This is a genomic window from Corynebacterium maris DSM 45190, assembly GCF_000442645.1.
Taxonomy (GTDB): Bacteria; Actinomycetota; Actinomycetes; order Mycobacteriales; family Mycobacteriaceae; genus Corynebacterium; species Corynebacterium maris.
On sequence record NC_021915.1, the window covers coordinates 2,203,784 to 2,218,465 of the forward strand.

General features: G+C 68.8%; 14 protein-coding genes and 1 pseudogene. 7 read left to right on the plus strand and 8 right to left on the minus strand.

Annotation, left to right across the window (positions count from 1 at the left end; translation table 11 throughout):
* The first annotated feature begins 1 nt into the window (after position 1).
* Genes B841_RS10265 through B841_RS10275 form a run of 3 tightly spaced genes read left to right on the plus strand, consistent with a single transcriptional unit; the run spans position 2 to position 2,825 of the window.
* Entirely contained in the window at positions 2-787 is a 786-nt protein-coding gene (locus B841_RS10265; RefSeq protein ID WP_020935435.1) for an IclR family transcriptional regulator domain-containing protein, read from the plus strand.
* A gap of 28 nt (positions 788-815) precedes the next feature.
* Positions 816-2,036, plus strand: coding sequence for an acetyl-CoA C-acetyltransferase (locus B841_RS10270; RefSeq protein ID WP_020935436.1), 1,221 nt, complete (start codon positions 816-818; stop codon positions 2,034-2,036).
* 27 nt (positions 2,037-2,063) lie between these two features.
* A complete protein-coding gene (locus tag B841_RS10275; RefSeq protein WP_020935437.1) occupies positions 2,064-2,825 on the plus strand; it encodes an alpha/beta fold hydrolase in 762 nt (253 codons plus the stop codon).
* A gap of 70 nt (positions 2,826-2,895) precedes the next feature.
* Here the strand turns inward: B841_RS10275 and B841_RS10280 are convergent, their stop codons facing one another.
* Complete coding sequence (locus B841_RS10280) at positions 2,896-3,588, minus strand: NAD(P)H-binding protein (RefSeq protein WP_020935438.1); 693 nt, start codon at positions 3,586-3,588, stop codon at positions 2,896-2,898.
* A gap of 91 nt (positions 3,589-3,679) precedes the next feature.
* Here B841_RS10280 and B841_RS10285 point away from each other — a divergent pair, with 91 nt between their 5' ends.
* Positions 3,680-5,674 carry a helix-turn-helix domain-containing protein gene (locus B841_RS10285; RefSeq protein WP_020935439.1) on the plus strand — a complete coding sequence of 665 codons (1,995 nt, stop codon included), beginning with the start codon at positions 3,680-3,682 and terminating at the stop codon, positions 5,672-5,674.
* Between the two features lie 9 nt (positions 5,675-5,683).
* Positions 5,684-6,035 (plus strand): annotated as a pseudogene (locus B841_RS13675) (aldehyde dehydrogenase family protein); the annotation flags it as partial.
* A 57-nt stretch (positions 6,036-6,092) separates the two neighbouring features.
* Here the strand turns inward: B841_RS13675 and B841_RS10290 are convergent.
* Complete coding sequence (locus B841_RS10290; RefSeq protein ID WP_020935441.1) at positions 6,093-6,554, minus strand: hypothetical protein; 462 nt, start codon at positions 6,552-6,554, stop codon at positions 6,093-6,095.
* Positions 6,555-6,768: 214 nt separating this feature from the next.
* Here B841_RS10290 and B841_RS10295 point away from each other — a divergent pair, with 214 nt between their 5' ends.
* On the plus strand, positions 6,769-7,485 hold the full coding sequence (locus tag B841_RS10295) for an SDR family oxidoreductase (protein WP_020935442.1): 717 nt from the start codon (positions 6,769-6,771) through the stop codon (positions 7,483-7,485).
* Positions 7,486-7,511: 26 nt separating this feature from the next.
* Complete coding sequence (locus tag B841_RS10300; protein WP_020935443.1) at positions 7,512-8,903, plus strand: benzoate/H(+) symporter BenE family transporter; 1,392 nt, start codon at positions 7,512-7,514, stop codon at positions 8,901-8,903.
* Positions 8,904-9,133: 230 nt separating this feature from the next.
* Here the strand turns inward: B841_RS10300 and B841_RS10305 are convergent, their stop codons facing one another.
* The 6 genes from B841_RS10305 to pcaH form a co-directional block, all read right to left on the minus strand.
* Positions 9,134-10,399: an MFS transporter gene (locus B841_RS10305; protein ID WP_041632313.1), complete on the minus strand. Its 1,266-nt coding sequence runs from the start codon at positions 10,397-10,399 to the stop codon at positions 9,134-9,136.
* 68 nt (positions 10,400-10,467) lie between these two features.
* Entirely contained in the window at positions 10,468-11,658 is a 1,191-nt protein-coding gene (locus B841_RS10310) for a 4-hydroxybenzoate 3-monooxygenase (RefSeq protein ID WP_020935445.1), read from the minus strand.
* 5 nt (positions 11,659-11,663) lie between these two features.
* A complete protein-coding gene (pcaC, locus tag B841_RS10315; protein WP_020935446.1) occupies positions 11,664-12,077 on the minus strand; it encodes a 4-carboxymuconolactone decarboxylase in 414 nt (137 codons plus the stop codon).
* Positions 12,074-13,234 (minus strand): lyase family protein, encoded by a 1,161-nt coding sequence (locus tag B841_RS10320; protein ID WP_020935447.1) that lies wholly within the window; start codon positions 13,232-13,234, stop codon positions 12,074-12,076. The genes pcaC and B841_RS10320 overlap by 4 nt, the downstream gene beginning before the upstream one ends.
* Positions 13,235-13,239: 5 nt before the next feature.
* Positions 13,240-13,866 carry a protocatechuate 3,4-dioxygenase subunit alpha gene (gene pcaG, locus B841_RS10325; protein WP_020935448.1) on the minus strand — a complete coding sequence of 209 codons (627 nt, stop codon included), beginning with the start codon at positions 13,864-13,866 and terminating at the stop codon, positions 13,240-13,242.
* A gap of 28 nt (positions 13,867-13,894) precedes the next feature.
* Positions 13,895-14,605, minus strand: coding sequence for a protocatechuate 3,4-dioxygenase subunit beta (pcaH, locus tag B841_RS10330; RefSeq protein ID WP_020935449.1), 711 nt, complete (start codon positions 14,603-14,605; stop codon positions 13,895-13,897).
* Positions 14,606-14,682 lie beyond the last annotated feature (77 nt).

A 14,682-nucleotide genomic window follows, 5' to 3' on the forward strand; every position in this document is an offset into this window, starting at 1 on the left:
CGTGACACCCCACACTACGGGCGACAGCGCATACGTGCAGTCGCTCGCCCGGGGCCTCAGCGTGATCACCTCATTCGACGCGGACCGCCGCCGACAAAGCCTCACCCAGGTCGCCGAGAACACCGGACTCGCCCGGGCCACCGCCCGCCGATTCCTGCACACCCTCGTCGGCCTGGGGTACGCGGGCACCGACGGCACCGAGTTCTGGCTCACCCCCCGCATTCTCGAGCTGGGTTACAGCTACGTCTCCTCCCAGGAGCTGCCGGACATCTCCCAGCCCCACATGGAGTCGTTGTCCGCGACGCTGGGCGAATCCTCGTCGTTGTCCGTGCTCGACGGCACGGACGTCGTCTACATCGGCCGGGTGCCGGTGCGGCGCATCATGAGCGTCAACATCAACATCGGCACCCGCTTCCCCGCCCACGCCACCTCGATGGGCAGGACGCTGCTGGCCGGGCTGCCCCCGGATGAACTCGACGACTACTTCGCCGCGGCGGAGTTGACCGCCCTGACCTCCGAGACCGCAGACAGTCAGGCTGAGCTGCGCCAGGCCATCGCCACGGTCGCCGACGTCGGCTACTCCGTGGTCGACCAGGAGCTCGAACCAGGGCTCCGCTCCGTCGCGGCGCCTATCGTGGACTCAGCCGGGCGCACGGTCGCCGCGATCAACGTGTCCACGCATACCGCCGGATACACCCTGGAGACCCTCCAGCGGCACGTGATCCCCGCCGTCCGCCAGGCGGCGCGGGACATCAGTTCCGACTACATCTCCACCCAGCACCTTTAACCCGAAAAGACACAGAAAGGCACTCACCATGACCAACCCCACCGACATCGTCCTGTGCTCCCCGCTGCGCACCGCAGTGGGCCGGTACGGCGGCGCGCTGAAGAACGTGCCCGTCCAGGACCTGGCCGCCACCGTGGTCAAGGCCCTCGTCGACAAGACCGGTCTGAAGGGCGAGCAGATCGACGACCTCATCCTGGGCCAGGCATCCCCCAACGGCGCCGCCCCCGCACTGGGCCGCGTCGTCGCCCTCGACGCCGGCCTCGGCGAGTCCGTGCCCGGCATGCAGCTCGACCGCCGCTGCGGGTCCGGCCTGCAGGCCATCGCCACCGCCGCCGCGCACGTCCAGTCCGGCGCGGCTGACCTGATCATCGCCGGCGGCGCCGAGTCCATGTCCGGAGTCGAGTACACCGTCGACGCCGACGTCCGCTGGGGCAAGAAGGGCGGCAACATGGTCTTCCGCGACCGTCTCGCCGAGGCTCGCGAGACCGCCGGCGGCAAGAACCACCCGATCCCCGGCGGCATGATCGAAACCGCCGAGAACCTCCGCCGCGAGCACGACATCGAGCGCGAGGCCCAGGACAAGATGGCCTACGAGTCCCACCAGCGCGCCGTCGCCGCGCAGGAGCAGGGCCTGTTCGACGCGGAGATCGTCCCCGTGACCATCCCGCAGCGCAAGGGTGATCCGATCGTCTTCGACACCGACGAGCACCCGCGCGGCGACACCACCCTGGAGAAGCTGTCCACCCTGCGCCCGATGATGGGCCGGCAAGACGACGAGGCCACCGTCACCCCGGGCAACGCCTCCGGCCAGAACGACGGCGCCGCCGCCGTGGTCGTCACCACGGCCGCCAAGGCCGAGGAGCTCGGCCTGACCCCCGTCGCCAAGCTCTCCGGCTGGGCCGTCGCCGGCGTCGCCCCGGAGACCATGGGCATCGGCCCGGTCAACGCCACCGCGAAGCTGTTTGAGCGCCTCGGCCTGACCTTCGACGACATCGACCTGATCGAGCTCAACGAGGCCTTCGCCGCCCAGGCGCTGGCGGTGCTCAAGGAGTGGGGCATCTCCGCGGACGACGAGCGCCTCAACCCGGTCGGCTCCGGCATCTCCATGGGCCACCCGGTCGGCGCGACCGGCGCCCGCATGATCGTCACCGCCGCCCACGAACTCGCCCGCTCCGGCAAGCACCGCGCACTGGTGACCATGTGCATCGGCGGCGGCCAGGGCATGGCGGCCGTCATCGAGACCGTCTAACCCAGTTTTACAAGGAGTGACACGACAATGATTCTGCACCACGTTGAATACGGATCCGGCCCGGCCGTGGTCCTGCTCGGCTCCATCGCCTCCACCACGGACATGTGGCTGCCGCAGCTCGACGCGCTGAGCTCGGGCCACCGCGTCATCGCCCTCGACCACCGCGGCCACGGCCTGTCGCCCGACCCGGAGGTCGAGCCGGGCGAGACCACCATCGACGACCTTGCCAACGACGTCTTGGAGACGCTCGACAGCCTCGACGTCACGGAGTTTGCCGTCGTCGGCCTGTCGCTGGGCGGGGCCCTCGCCCAGTACCTGGCCGCGACCTCCGAGCGCGTCACCCGCGCCGCGTTCCTGTGCACCGCCGCCTACTTCGGCGGAGCCGACAAGTGGAACCCGCGCGCCGAACTCACCCGCGCCGAGGGCGTCGCCCCGATGCTGGAAGGCGTCGTCGGACTGTGGGTGACCAAGGGCTTCCGCGGCGCCCTGCCGGCCACGACCGACTGGTACCGCGCGATGATCTCCACCACCCGCGGCATCGGCTACGCCGCCTGCTCGGACGCGCTGGCCGGCTGGGACTTCCGGGAGCGCCTGTCGGAGATCACCGTCCCGGTGCTCACCCTCGCCGGCGCGGAGGACGAGTCCACTCCCCCGGCCGCGCTGCAGACCATCGCCGACGGCGTCGCCGGCCCGGCCACCACCGTGACCGTGACCCCGGGCGCGCACGTGCCCACCTACGAGGCCGCGGACCAGGTCAACGAGGCCCTCACGGCCTTCTTGGCCGGTTAGTCACGCCTGAAAAGACGACGCCGCCGTGCCCCCGATTTCCGGGGCCACGGCGGCGTTCTTTTGTCGGTGGTCAGCCGACGTAGTCGACGCCCTGCTCGAGCGCCTTCTCGATCGGGGTGTCGCCGTCGTAGAAGTTTACGGTGCAGCCGATCGAGGCCGGGTTGTCCACCGCCGCGGCGACCACCCGGGCCACGTTCGCCCGGGAGGTGGCGGGCGTCTGCGTGCCCGATTCATCCAGCTGCGCCACGGTGATCTTTCCGGTGGGCTCCTCCAGCGTCAGCTCCGTGGGGCCCAGCACCGTCCAATCCAGGCCGCTCTTGATGCGCAGGTAATCGTCCGCCTGCGCCTTGGCGTTGAAGTAGGCGTACATCGTCTCGCCCTCGTCGACGCCGGGGAAGACGCCGTCGACGAGCCGGGAACCGTAGAAGGACACCATGATGAAGCGGTTGACGCCGACGGCCCGGGCGGCGTCCATCGTGCGGATCGCGGCGTCGCGGTCCAGCGCCCACGTGCGCTCGTCATCGCCGCCGCCGACGCCGGCGGACCAGACCACGGCGTCACTTCCGGACAGCACCTCGGCGATGCCGTTCTCGTCGAGCTTTTCGACGTCCGCGACCATCGCCTTCGCCCCAGTCGCCTCCACATCGGCGGTCTGCTCCTCTTTACGGATGATCGACCGCACCGTGTGGCCAGCCTCCACCAACAGCGGAGCGGCGAGCAGCGCGACTTTTCCGTGGCCGCCGATGATCGTGACGTTCGACATGAAAACACTCTCCTTGACACTTGTGTCTGCGCCCCTGTCTGGGGCGCCTCGCCCGCCACCCTACGGAAAAGCCCGGCAGTAAGCTGAGCGCATGAGTCATCCTCTGATCACGCGCCTGGCGCACCTGGTGACCTCGCGGATCCCCGGACAGGGCCACCTCCTGCTCCTCGACGGCGCCACCCGCCGCCTCTTCGACGAACTCGCCCACGCCCTGGCCGAAGAACGCGTGCACCGGCTCCAACTCCTGCCCCACAACCGTCACCAACCCGGATCGGTCAGCGCCCTGCTGCCCTCCCCGCCCGCCGCGGTCACCCTCATCGACGACCTCGATTTCATCGACGACGACTCCCTGCGCACCCTGCTCACCGCCATCCACCAAGGGCCCCAACCCCGCCCCGTGGTCATCGCCGCCGCGAGCGAAGAACGCGTCACCCGCTTCGCCACCGCCACCTATCGGGTGCCGCCGTTGTCGCTGGCGCAACTGGCGGACTACGTCCACAACCGCACCGGCGCCCCGCTGCCCGTCGCCGCACTCGAAGACATCCGCCGCCGCACCGGCGGGCGCCCCGAGCGCATCGACGAACTGCTCGACTCCTACCCCGCCGACCACTGGCACCGCCCGTCGCCACCCACCCCGGGCTCCCTGCGCGCCGCCGAGGAACACGCCCGGCGCGGCGACGTCTCCACCGCCTGGGTGCACCTGACTGACCCGGCGGCCGCAGCGGAGGGTGAGGCCGGGCGTCGAGAAGCCGTCGAGGGCTATCTTTCCTTGTACTCCGGGCACCGCCAGCGGGCGCGGGAATTGATTCGGCCCGGTTCCGTGCGCGGGCCGTTGCTCGCCCTGGCGGACTGGCAGCCGCGGCAGCTGCTGCAGCGCGCCACCGAGGCCGCCGCGCACGCGGTGCCCCGCACCGATGAGGCCGACGAGGCCCACGCCCTGGTCATGCTGGGGCGCACCGTAATCACCGGGGCCACCCCGAAAGCCGTGCCCCGGATGCACACCGACGCCGGGCGCCAGCGACTGGCGTTGCTGCGTGGCTGGGTGTCGCTGGCCCACGACGATCCGCTCAGCGCGCGGGAGCACCTGCGGCTGCGGGCCGGGGAGACGCCGTTGTTGCGGATCTGGCAGGACGCGTGGCTGGCGCGCACCCAGTATGTCCTCGGCGATCTCGCCGGCGCGGCGGAGACGGTGGAGCGCGGCTTGGCCAGCGCGGAGTCGCGCGGGGTGCGCCTGCTGGAGCCGTTGCTGTTGTGGACCGCCGCGCAAACCGCCGGCATGCGCGGCGACGCGGCCTTGCGCCGTTACTATTTCTCGCGGATGACCGTGGGCGAAGACGCTTTCCTGCTGCAGCGCCTGCCCGCGGCCATGGGCCGGATGATCGTCACCGCCTCCTCGGCGGATTTGCCCGTGGCGCTGCGCGCCGGCGCCGATCTCGCGCGCATCGTGGCGCTGACCGACACCCAACACCCGGGTTTCTGGCCGTGGGAAGACATCTACGCCTCCACGCTGCTGCGGGCCGGGCGCGTGGACGAAGCCGACGAATTGATCAGCGCCGCCGAATCCCGTCACTTGCCCTCTGGGTTGTCCTCGCTGAACGCGAAGAACGCCATGATCCGCGCCACCATCCGGCTGCAGCGCGGGGAGAAGAAAGCCGGGTTCGCCACCTTCGACGACGCCGTCGCCGCCCTCGAGGGCCGGCACATGCCGACCTACCTGGCGCGGGTGCTCTTCGAATACGGGCAGGCCTTGCGCCGCTACGGTCGCCGCTCCCAGGCGGACGAGATCTTCGGGCGCGCCGGGGAGGTCTACACGGAGATCGGGGCGCCGACCATGGCGCGGAGGTGCGCGGCGGAGCGCCGGGCCAGCGGAGTGGGCGAGCGTTCGGAGACCCGGCTGGGGTTGACCCCGCAGGAAGAGCAGATCGCCTTATTGGTGGCGGACGGGGCGTCGAACCGGTCGGTGGCGCAGCAACTGACGTTGTCGACGAAGACGGTGGAGTACCACTTGACGCGCGTGTACAAGAAGCTGGGGGTGCCGGGCCGGCGCGAGCTGCGTGGCCTGTTCGACCCCCTGGACAAGGAGTAGGTGGGAGATGGCGGGCAACAACAAAGTTCCGGGGCGGTCGATGCTGCACAAGACGCCATATCGCAGGCGCTGATTCGCTCCTGCATGCGCAACACCGGCCAGACCTGCTACATCCCCACCCGTATCCTCGCCCTGGCGTCGTGCTACGACGAAGTGGTGGACATGGCCGCCGAGACCATCTCCTCCGCCGCTCAGGATCGCCCGCCAGATCGACTCCGGTTCCGTGGGCATCAACTTCTTCGGATCCAACCACTCCGCCCCCTTCGGCGGCCGGCACGACTCCGGACTCGGCGTGGAATACGGGCTTGAAGGTCTGCACGCCTACCTGTCCTACAAGTCGATTCACCGCCGCATCCGGTAGGTCTGGGCTATGTGTCACTGACGGCGGTTGTCCTTATATATATAAGGACAACCGCCGTCAGTGACGCGCAGTGATCTTCTCGATCGCCGTGATGACGTCCTCGACGGCGTCGGAAGACACCAGATAGGAATGCGCCGCAGCGTCGATGCGAACGGTTTCTCCGCCGACGAGATAGCCGGTGTCCCGCCCGGTTTGCCCGACGAACCGCAGACCCGCCCCTTCTTTGATGCCCGTGACCGGCCCCCGGCTCACGCCGGTGATCGAACTTGCCGGGATGGTCTCGGAATTGCCCAGCATGGACACCGTCACGCCATCGGACCGCACCGTCAACTTCACCCGCAGCGCCAGCAGGCCGAGGGCCAGCGCGGCCGCCGCCACGAGCACCGTCACCCCGATCGCGGTGACCGGCGAGCTTCCGATCACGGACCACGCGACCACCATAATCCCCAGCGCCGCCATGACCATAAGGATGAGGACGGGGCCGTTCAGTCGTCTGATGAAGGTGTGCTCGTCGGACATCAGCAGCTTCTTTCTGGTCAGGCAGAGCGGACAGTGCAGTGCCCGGTCGCCGCGGGCATAAGAAAAAGGGGGTATTTTCGTGCGCGTAGCGAACCTGTTTTTTCGGCCCTGAACAGCGAATTCGTCGATATTTCATCATATAATACGGCCAGTCGCCAACCGGCCGGGGGTAGCCTCGATGCAGCGATCTGTGCCGTAGAGCACAATGCCCCCTATGAGCATCCCCACCGATAAAAAGATCGCAATTGTAACGGGCGCCTCCTCCGGCATCGGCAAGGCCACTGCGGGGGCACTCGCCCAGGAGGGCTGGCACGTCATCGCCGCCGCCCGCCGCACCGACAAAATTCAGGCCGTAGCCGACGAGGTCGGCGGCACCGCCATTGAACTGGACGTGACGGACCAGGAGTCCGTCGACCGGCTCACCGCCCAGGTCGAGCGCGTCGACCTGCTGGTCAATAACGCCGGCGGCGCCATGGGGCTGGACTCCATCAAGGACGCCGACCTCGACGACTGGCAGTGGATGTACGACGTCAACGTCCTCGGCACCCTGCGCATGACCAAGGCGCTGCTGGACAAACTCATCGCGTCTGAAGGCCACGTCATCAACATCGGCTCCATGGCCTCCTTCACGGCCTACGCCGGCGGCGCCGGCTACAACGCCGCCAAGTTCGGCGAAGGGGCGCTCACCCGCGTGCTGCGCCTCGAGCACGTCGGCGACCCCGTCCGCGTCACCCAGATCGACCCGGGCCGCGTCGAGACGGACTTCTCCCTCGTCCGCTTCAAGGGCGACCAGGACAAGGCGGCGGCCGTGTACGCCGACAAGCTCAACTTGTCTGCGGCCGACGTCGCCGAATCCATCCGCTGGGTCGCCTCCCAGCCCAAGCACGTCAACATCGACCACATCCACATCATGCCCCGCGACCAGGCTTAAGACGCCCGCGCGGAACAAGGACACCCATGAAACTCTCTCCCCTGCTCGCGGTCGAACGGCCGGAACTGCCCCGCCCCACGCTGCGGGACATTCGCCGCGACCTGGGCCCGCAGGAGATCGGCAACGGTCTGGTGGCGCTGGTGTTCTCAGCCTCCGGCCCGATCGCCGTCATCCTGGCCGCGGCCGCGGCCGGCAACCTCAGCCCGGACCAGACCTCCTCCTGGATTCTCGGCGCCTTCCTCGGCAACGGCATCCTCACCCTGCTGCTGACGTACCTGTACCGCAGCCCCCAGGCCTACTTTTGGACCATTCCCGGCACCGTCATCGTCGGCGACGCCCTGATGCACCTGAGCTTCGGCGAAGTCATCGGCGCGTATCTGGCCACGGGCGTGCTCGTCTTCCTGCTCGGATGGACGGGCTTGATAGGGCGCATCATGGCCTTGCTGCCGGCGACGATCGTGATGGCGATGGTCGCCGGCATCTTCCTGCGCTTCGGGCTCGACCTGATCACCGCCGCCGTCGACGACCCGCTGATCACGATCTCCATGATCGTGGTGTTCGTCGGTCTCACCGTCTTCCCGAAGATCGCGGCGGTCGCGCCACCGGTGGCGATCGCCGCGGTCGTCGGCACGCTCATCGCGTTCGCCGCCGGCCGGGTCGACTCCGGGATCTTCGACGACGGCGTGGTCGCCGCCCCAGTGCTCACCACGCCGGAGTTTTCCCTCGGCGCCATGATGGAGCTCGTCCTCCCGCTCGCGATCACCGTGGTCATCGTCCAGAACGGCCAGGGCGTGGCGGTGCTCTCCGCCGCCGGCCACAAGCCCAGCGTCAACCTCGCCTCCGCGGCCAGCGGCCTGGTGTCGATTCCGATGGCGTTCATCGGCAACGTCACCACTTGCCTGACCGGCCCGACGAACGCCCTGATCATTTCCGGGCCGAACAAGGAACGCCATTACACGGCCGCCATGGTCACCGCCGTCGGCGCCATCGTCGTCGGCTTGTTCGCCCCCGCCTTCGTCGGTTTCATGTTGGCCATGCCCGCCTCCTTCATCGCCGCCCTGGCCGGCATCGCGATGCTCACCCCGCTGAAGAACGCCTTCCTCGCCGGTTTCAAGGGGGCGTACTCCACGGGCGCACTCGTGTGCTTCCTGGTCACCGTCTCTGAGCTGACGCTGCTGGGCATCACCGCACCGTTCTGGGGCATCGTCTTCGGTTGCCTCGTCGCCTGGCTGCTGGACCCGAAACCGCAGAAGGCGGCGCCGGTGACGGAAGAAAAGGACAAAGGCACCGTGGCCGACTCCACCGAGAGGGCCGCGAACACTGAGGCTACGTCGACGAAGGCGCCGGAGGCCTCCACTTCCAGCCCCGCCGCTTCCGTTCCTTGCGAGCACGACGTCAGGTCCGGTGCACGACGCTGACTCTTTATGCCCCGCGCGCTCCCCTGGGCGGACGTGAACTGTGAACGGTTCCGCCCGGGGGAGTCGCCGTTTCCATGCCCGCCCACTATGCGCGCGCATCGCCGGCCCCGCGGCGCCAACGCCTGCGGAAGATTCCGTGCATGCAGAAAACCCCGTCACCATGCGCGCGCCTGGTGACGGGGTCGGACAGCCGCGCGGGCGTTCCGCGCTGAGGCGACTGCGGCCAGCGGTTATTGCGGATGCGTCACGAGCATCTTCCTGGTCACCCGCAGCGGGCGGGTGACCGCGAAGAGCGCCGCGCCGAGGAAACCGACCGCGGCGTAGGCGAAGAAGCTCCACGGATGGGCCATGCCCAGCGACAGCAGCAACCCGCCCAACAAGGGGCCGGAGATCGCGCCGAGACGACCCACGCCGGCCGCCCCGCCCATGGCGGTCGCCCGCAGGTACGACGGGTGGTTGGCGCCGACGAAACCGTAGACGAGGTTCTGCGAGGAGAACACGAACACGCCCGTCAAGAAGACGATCGCATACAGGGCCAGCAGCGGCAGCTTGATGGCCATCAACGCCAGGAACACGCCGGAGAGCACGAACCACAGGATCCCGGTGGAGCGTGGGTTGGTCTTGTCGGAGATCTGGCCGGCGATGATCAGGCCGACGACGGCGCCGACGTTGAGCACCAGCAAGAAGCCCAGGGAGTTGCCCATGTCGTAGTCGGCCTCGCGCATGATCTGCGGCAACCAGGTGTTCAACCCGTAGACCAGCAGCAGCCCCATGAACGAGGTCAACCAGATGAAGATCGTGTTGCGGCGGTACCGCGGGGTCAGCAGGGAGGCGAAGCCCTTCGCGTCCTCCTTCTCGGCGGCGTCGATCTCGTCGTTGAGTTCGATGCCGTATTCCGCGGCCACCCGCTCGGCTTCCTCGTCCTTGCCCTTGGACTGCAGAAACTGCGGGGATTCCGGCAGCTTCCAGATCATGATCGGGGTGACCGCGATGCCGGCCAGCGCGCCGACGACGAACAGCGACTGCCAGCCGAAGTCGGCGAGCATGACGATGCCCAGCAGCGCGGTGAGCACGGCGCCGACGTGGTAGCCGGTGGTGGTGAACGTCGCCGAGGACCCGGCCTTGGCGCGGCCGCGGAATTCGGTCACCATGGAAATCGCCGTCGGCATGCAGCCACCCAGGCCGACGCCGGCGAGGAAGCGCAGCAGGATGAACAACCAGAGCTGGTCCACGAACCCCAGAAACAGCGTGAGCACGGAGAACGAGAACACGGAACCGATGATCACCCAGCGCCGGCCCACCGCGTCGGTGAGCCGGCCGATGGCCAGGGCCCCGAGCATCATGCCAAACAGCCCCGCCGTGGAGATTTGGGTGCCCTCCCCGGCGGTGAGCTGCAGCTGCGGGTCTTCCATCATGGCGGGCAGCACGACGCCGAGCACCACCATGTCGAAGCCGTCGAGGAGCACGGCGACCCAACACAGCACGACGGCGATCATCGGCGACTTGCGCGCGACGGCGGCGCCGGCCCCGCGGTCAGCGGCGGTGGTAAGAGAGCTCACGGGCGCTACACCTCGAACTTCGGCAGATCGATCCCGACGTACTGCTCCGCCTGGTAGCGGCGACCGGCCTCGGAGGAGATCATGGCCTCCAGCTCGGCGAGGCGGCGACGGTGCTGGAAGTAGCCTTGCTCCGGAACGGAGTGCAGCATGGAGCTCATCCAGTAGGAGAAGTGTTGGGCCCGCCAGATGCGCGGCACCGCGATCGCGGAGTAGTTGTCCAACAGGTCGTTGTCGCCGCGCTTGATCGCGCGGACCAGCCCCGGCGCGAGGACGGAGACGTCCGCGACGGCCAGGTTCAGGCCCTTGGCGCCGGTCGGCGGCACCGTGTGGGCGGCGTCGCCGGCCAGGAACAGGCGGCCGCGTTGCATCGGGTCAGTGACGGCGGAGCGGAACTTCAGGACGGATTTGTCGAAGATCTCGCCTTCCTGCACGGTCAGGCCTTCGCCGTCCACGCGCTTGTGCAGCTGCTCCCAGATACGCTCGTCGGACCACTGGTCGACGGTGTCGTTCGGGTCGCACTGCAGGTAGTAGCGCTGGACGTCTTTGGAACGGGTCGAGATCAGCGCGAAGCCCTCTTCGTGGGTGGCGTAGATCAGTTCCTTCTGGGTCTGCGGGCCGTTGACCAGGATGCCGAACCAGGCGTAGGGGTATTCGTGCCGGGAGCGCACGGCGCCGTCCTGTTCCAGGATCGGGCCGCGGTAGGGCGATTTCGAGCCGTCGGCGGCGACGACGTAGTCGGCGGTCATCTGCTCGTGGCGGCCGTCGGCGGTGGTGTAGTCGATGACCACCTTGTCGCCGTCGTAGCCGTCGGCGTCATCGACTTGGGTCTCAAAGAAGATGGTGCCGCCGTCGGCGAGGCGCTTGGCGATGAAGTCCGTGAGGTACTCGTGCTGCGCCCAGACCGCCATCTGGTGGCCGGTCAGTTCCTTGAGGTCGATGCGGGTGCGGGAGCCGTTGATCGAGATGTCGATCGCGTCGTCGATGTCGGCGTGGGCGTCCATCCGCTCGGAGACGCCGGTCTGGCGCATCATGTTGATGACGCCCTGCTCGAGCACGCCCGCGCGGACGGTTTCTTCGACGTCCTGCCGGGAGCGGGATTCGAAGATGACGGATTCGACGCCGTGCTGGTGCAGCAGGTGCGACAGGGTCAGTCCTGCCGGGCCTGCGCCGATGATGGCGACGGGGGTGTGGGTCATGGCTCTCACTTCTCCTGGGTGTCGTTGTGTTCTGCCACGGCGGCGTCGAGCAGTTTGAAGCCGTGGTTGGAGTTGGGTACGCCGGCGTACACGGCGGTGTGCAGCAGCACTTCGCCGATGGTCTCGGCGTCGACGCCGGCGCGCAGGGCCGCCTTGATGTGCATGTCCAGCTCGCCGTCGTTGCCGACGGCGGTGAGGATCGCGATGGTCAGCAGGCGTCGCTGGGTGTGGTCCAACGCGTCGCGGTTCCAGACGTCGCCCCAGGCGGTGCGGGTGATGAAGTCCTGGAACTTCTCGGTGACCGGGCTCTGGTTGGCGATCGCCCGGTCCACGTGGGCGTCGCCCAGGACCGCGCGGCGGTTGGTCATGCCGACCTCGTGGGCGGCGCTGCGTCCGGCGTCGTAGTCGGGGTTGGTCATAGGTCTGCGGTCCTTTCGAGGATGTCGTCGACCAGGGCGGCGGCGTGGCCGACGTCCGGGTTGTCGGGGAGTTTGGCGGCCATGGCGTCGGCGTCGACGATCAGTCCGGCCAGGCTGACGTGGATGCGGGCGATGGCGCTGTCAGTGGCGGCGATGAGTTCGCGCATCGTCTGCCATTCGGCGTGCCAGCTGCCCGTGCCGCGCTGCAGCCGGCAGTCGAGGGAGTCGAACATGGTGGCGGCCAGCGCCGGGGTGCGGCGGGCGTAGCCGTCGCAGGCGATCGCCGCCGCAGGGTTGGCCTTGTGCGGCATCGAGGACGATCCGCCCGGGGCGCCTTCGCGCACTTCGCCGACCTCGGTGGCGGAGTAGAAGATGACGTCGCCGGCGACTTTGCGTGCCGCGCCGGCCAACCGGGCGGCGGCGGAGGCGACGGCGACCAGGGGTTGCCGGTCGGAGTGCCAGGCCAGCGGCCACGTCTCCAGTTCCAACAGCTCCGCGAGCCGGTCGTGGATGCGCAGGCCGTGCGGGTGTGTGGCGGCCAGGGTGCCGGTGGCGCCGGCGTACTGCAGGGGCAGGGCGTCGACGGCGTCTTCGAAAGCGGCCCGGGCGGCGCTGCCGATCTGCAGCCAGGTGGCGGCGACCAGCCCGAAGGTGGTGGGCAACGCCTGCTGTCCCAGGGTGCGTCCCATGATCGGGGTGGCGCGGTGGGTGACCGCCATCATGCGCAGGATGCGCTCGATCTCGGTGGTCCGCGACAGGGTGTGGGACGCGGCGCGCCTGAGGCACAGCACCATGGCGGTGTCGATGGCGTCTTGGCTGGTGGCCCCGAGGTGAATGCCGGCGGTACTCACGCCCTGGTCTTCGGCCTGTTTTTTCAGCTGCGCGACGATGGGGATCGCCGGGTTCGCCCCGGCGGCGGAGGCCGCCGACACCGCGTCGAAATCGAGTTCGACGGCGTCGATGACCGAGATCGCGGCGGCGCGGGCGTCGGCGTCGATGACGGAGACGTCCGCGGCGGCAGTGGCCAGGGCGCGTTCGAACTCCAGGATGGCGTCGAGCCAGGCGGCGTCCGACACCCGGGTCGCGGCGGCGGGGACGCCGTCGCCGTGGGCGGCGCGGTCGCTGTAGGTGTTGCGGGAGAGGTTGCTTGTGCCCATGGCGATCACACCCGGAAAAAGGGCGTTTCGACGTCCGGGTCGTCGTGCTGGACGTGGATGGTCAGGTGGTATCCCCGCTCCGTCTGCTCCGCGACCAGTGCCCCGCGGCGCTGCTCGCCCACCTCGGCGAGCACCGGGTCGGCGGCGTTGGCGTCGGAGTTTTCCGGGAAGTACAGGCGGGTGAACAGGCGCTCGAGCATGCCGCGGGCGAAGACCCCGACGTTCAGGTGCGGGGCCTGGCCGTCGAAGGCGCCGGGCAGCAGGGTGGTAAAGGTGGCGGTGCCGGTCTCGTCGGCCATGGCGCGACCGAGGCCGCGGAAGCCGTCGACGGTGGCGGCGGCGCCGGTGCGCGGGTCGTTGGGGGCGTTGAAGGTGCCGTCGGGGCGGGTCTGCCAGATTTCGACCATGGCGTCGGCGACCGGGGCGCCGTCGCCGTCTAAGACGGTGAAGGAGATCTCGCGGGCGTCGCCGTCCTCGGCGGTGGCCACCTGCTCCGAGCCTTCCAGCGTCAGGCCGATGTGGACGTAAGGGCCGACGGTCTGCGAGGGGGTGATGCCGGCGGTGGTTTCATCCTGGTCGGTGATGGTGGAGACAGGGTAGCGGAACTCACCCGTTTTACCGGTGTCGATCATGGTGTGGTCCTTTCAGACGGAAGTCGGGTTAGCGCTGGGTCTCGAACGGGGTGGCGTGACGGCCGCGCAGGACGATGTCGAATTTGTAGCCGAGGGAGAAGTTCGGGCGGGTCTCGTCGTAGTCGAAGACGGAGATCATGCGCTCGCGGGCGTCGGCCGGCACGGCGTTGTAGATCGGGTCCTGGAAAAAGAAGGGGTCATTCGGGAAGTACATCTGGGTGACCAGGCGCTCGCCGAACTGACGGCCGTAGAGGGAGAAGTGGATGTGGGCGGGACGCCAGGCGTTGTGGTGGTTGCCCCAGGGGTAGGCGCCGGGCATGACGGTGTAGAAGCTGTAGTTGCCGTCGGCGTCGGTCAGGGTGCGGGCGACGCCGTTGAAGTGGGGATCGAGCGGGGCGGGCCAGGAATCGCCCTTGTGGCGGTAGCGGCCGGCGGAGTTGGCCTGCCAGACCTCGACGAGGGTGTTCGGCACGGGCTTGCCGTCCCAGCCCAGGACGCGGCCGTGGACGAGGATGCGCTGGCCGATGGCTTCGCCGCCGTTGGCGTGGGTCATGTCGTTGTCGACGCCGCCGAGGTCGCGTTCGCCGAAGACGGGGCCGGTGAGTTCGCCGAGGCGCTCCGGGACCAGGATCAGGTCGTTGTTCGGGTTGCGCTTGACGGTGGTGCGGTAGTCGGGGAAGTGGAGCGGCGCGAAGGCGTCCTCCACGGGGGCGTTGTGGGGGGTGAGGCGGTCAGTCATGGGTGGTCCTTTCCTCCTGCTGGGCGGGCGCCTCAACTCATGGGCGCCAGTGATGTCGTTCACACTAGGAATGTGAC

Bases quoted from the DNA above. Each gene is read 5' to 3' on its own strand.
- B841_RS10270 (WP_020935436.1), top strand. From the start codon at position 816: ATGACCAACCCCACCGACATCGTCCTGTGCTCCCCGCTGCGCACCGCA.
- B841_RS10275 (WP_020935437.1), top strand. From the start codon at position 2,064: ATGATTCTGCACCACGTTGAATACGGATCCGGCCCGGCCGTGGTCCTG.
- B841_RS10280 (WP_020935438.1), bottom strand. From the start codon at position 3,588: ATGTCGAACGTCACGATCATCGGCGGCCACGGAAAAGTCGCGCTGCTC.
- B841_RS10285 (WP_020935439.1), top strand. From the start codon at position 3,680: ATGAGTCATCCTCTGATCACGCGCCTGGCGCACCTGGTGACCTCGCGG.
- B841_RS10290 (WP_020935441.1), bottom strand. From the start codon at position 6,554: ATGTCCGACGAGCACACCTTCATCAGACGACTGAACGGCCCCGTCCTC.
- B841_RS10295 (WP_020935442.1), top strand. From the start codon at position 6,769: ATGAGCATCCCCACCGATAAAAAGATCGCAATTGTAACGGGCGCCTCC.
- B841_RS10300 (WP_020935443.1), top strand. From the start codon at position 7,512: ATGAAACTCTCTCCCCTGCTCGCGGTCGAACGGCCGGAACTGCCCCGC.
- B841_RS10305 (WP_041632313.1), bottom strand. From the start codon at position 10,399: ATGATCGCCGTCGTGCTGTGTTGGGTCGCCGTGCTCCTCGACGGCTTC.
- B841_RS10310 (WP_020935445.1), bottom strand. From the start codon at position 11,658: ATGACCCACACCCCCGTCGCCATCATCGGCGCAGGCCCGGCAGGACTG.
- pcaC (WP_020935446.1), bottom strand. From the start codon at position 12,077: ATGACCAACCCCGACTACGACGCCGGACGCAGCGCCGCCCACGAGGTC.
- B841_RS10320 (WP_020935447.1), bottom strand. From the start codon at position 13,234: ATGGGCACAAGCAACCTCTCCCGCAACACCTACAGCGACCGCGCCGCC.
- pcaG (WP_020935448.1), bottom strand. From the start codon at position 13,866: ATGATCGACACCGGTAAAACGGGTGAGTTCCGCTACCCTGTCTCCACC.
- pcaH (WP_020935449.1), bottom strand. From the start codon at position 14,605: ATGACTGACCGCCTCACCCCCCACAACGCCCCCGTGGAGGACGCCTTC.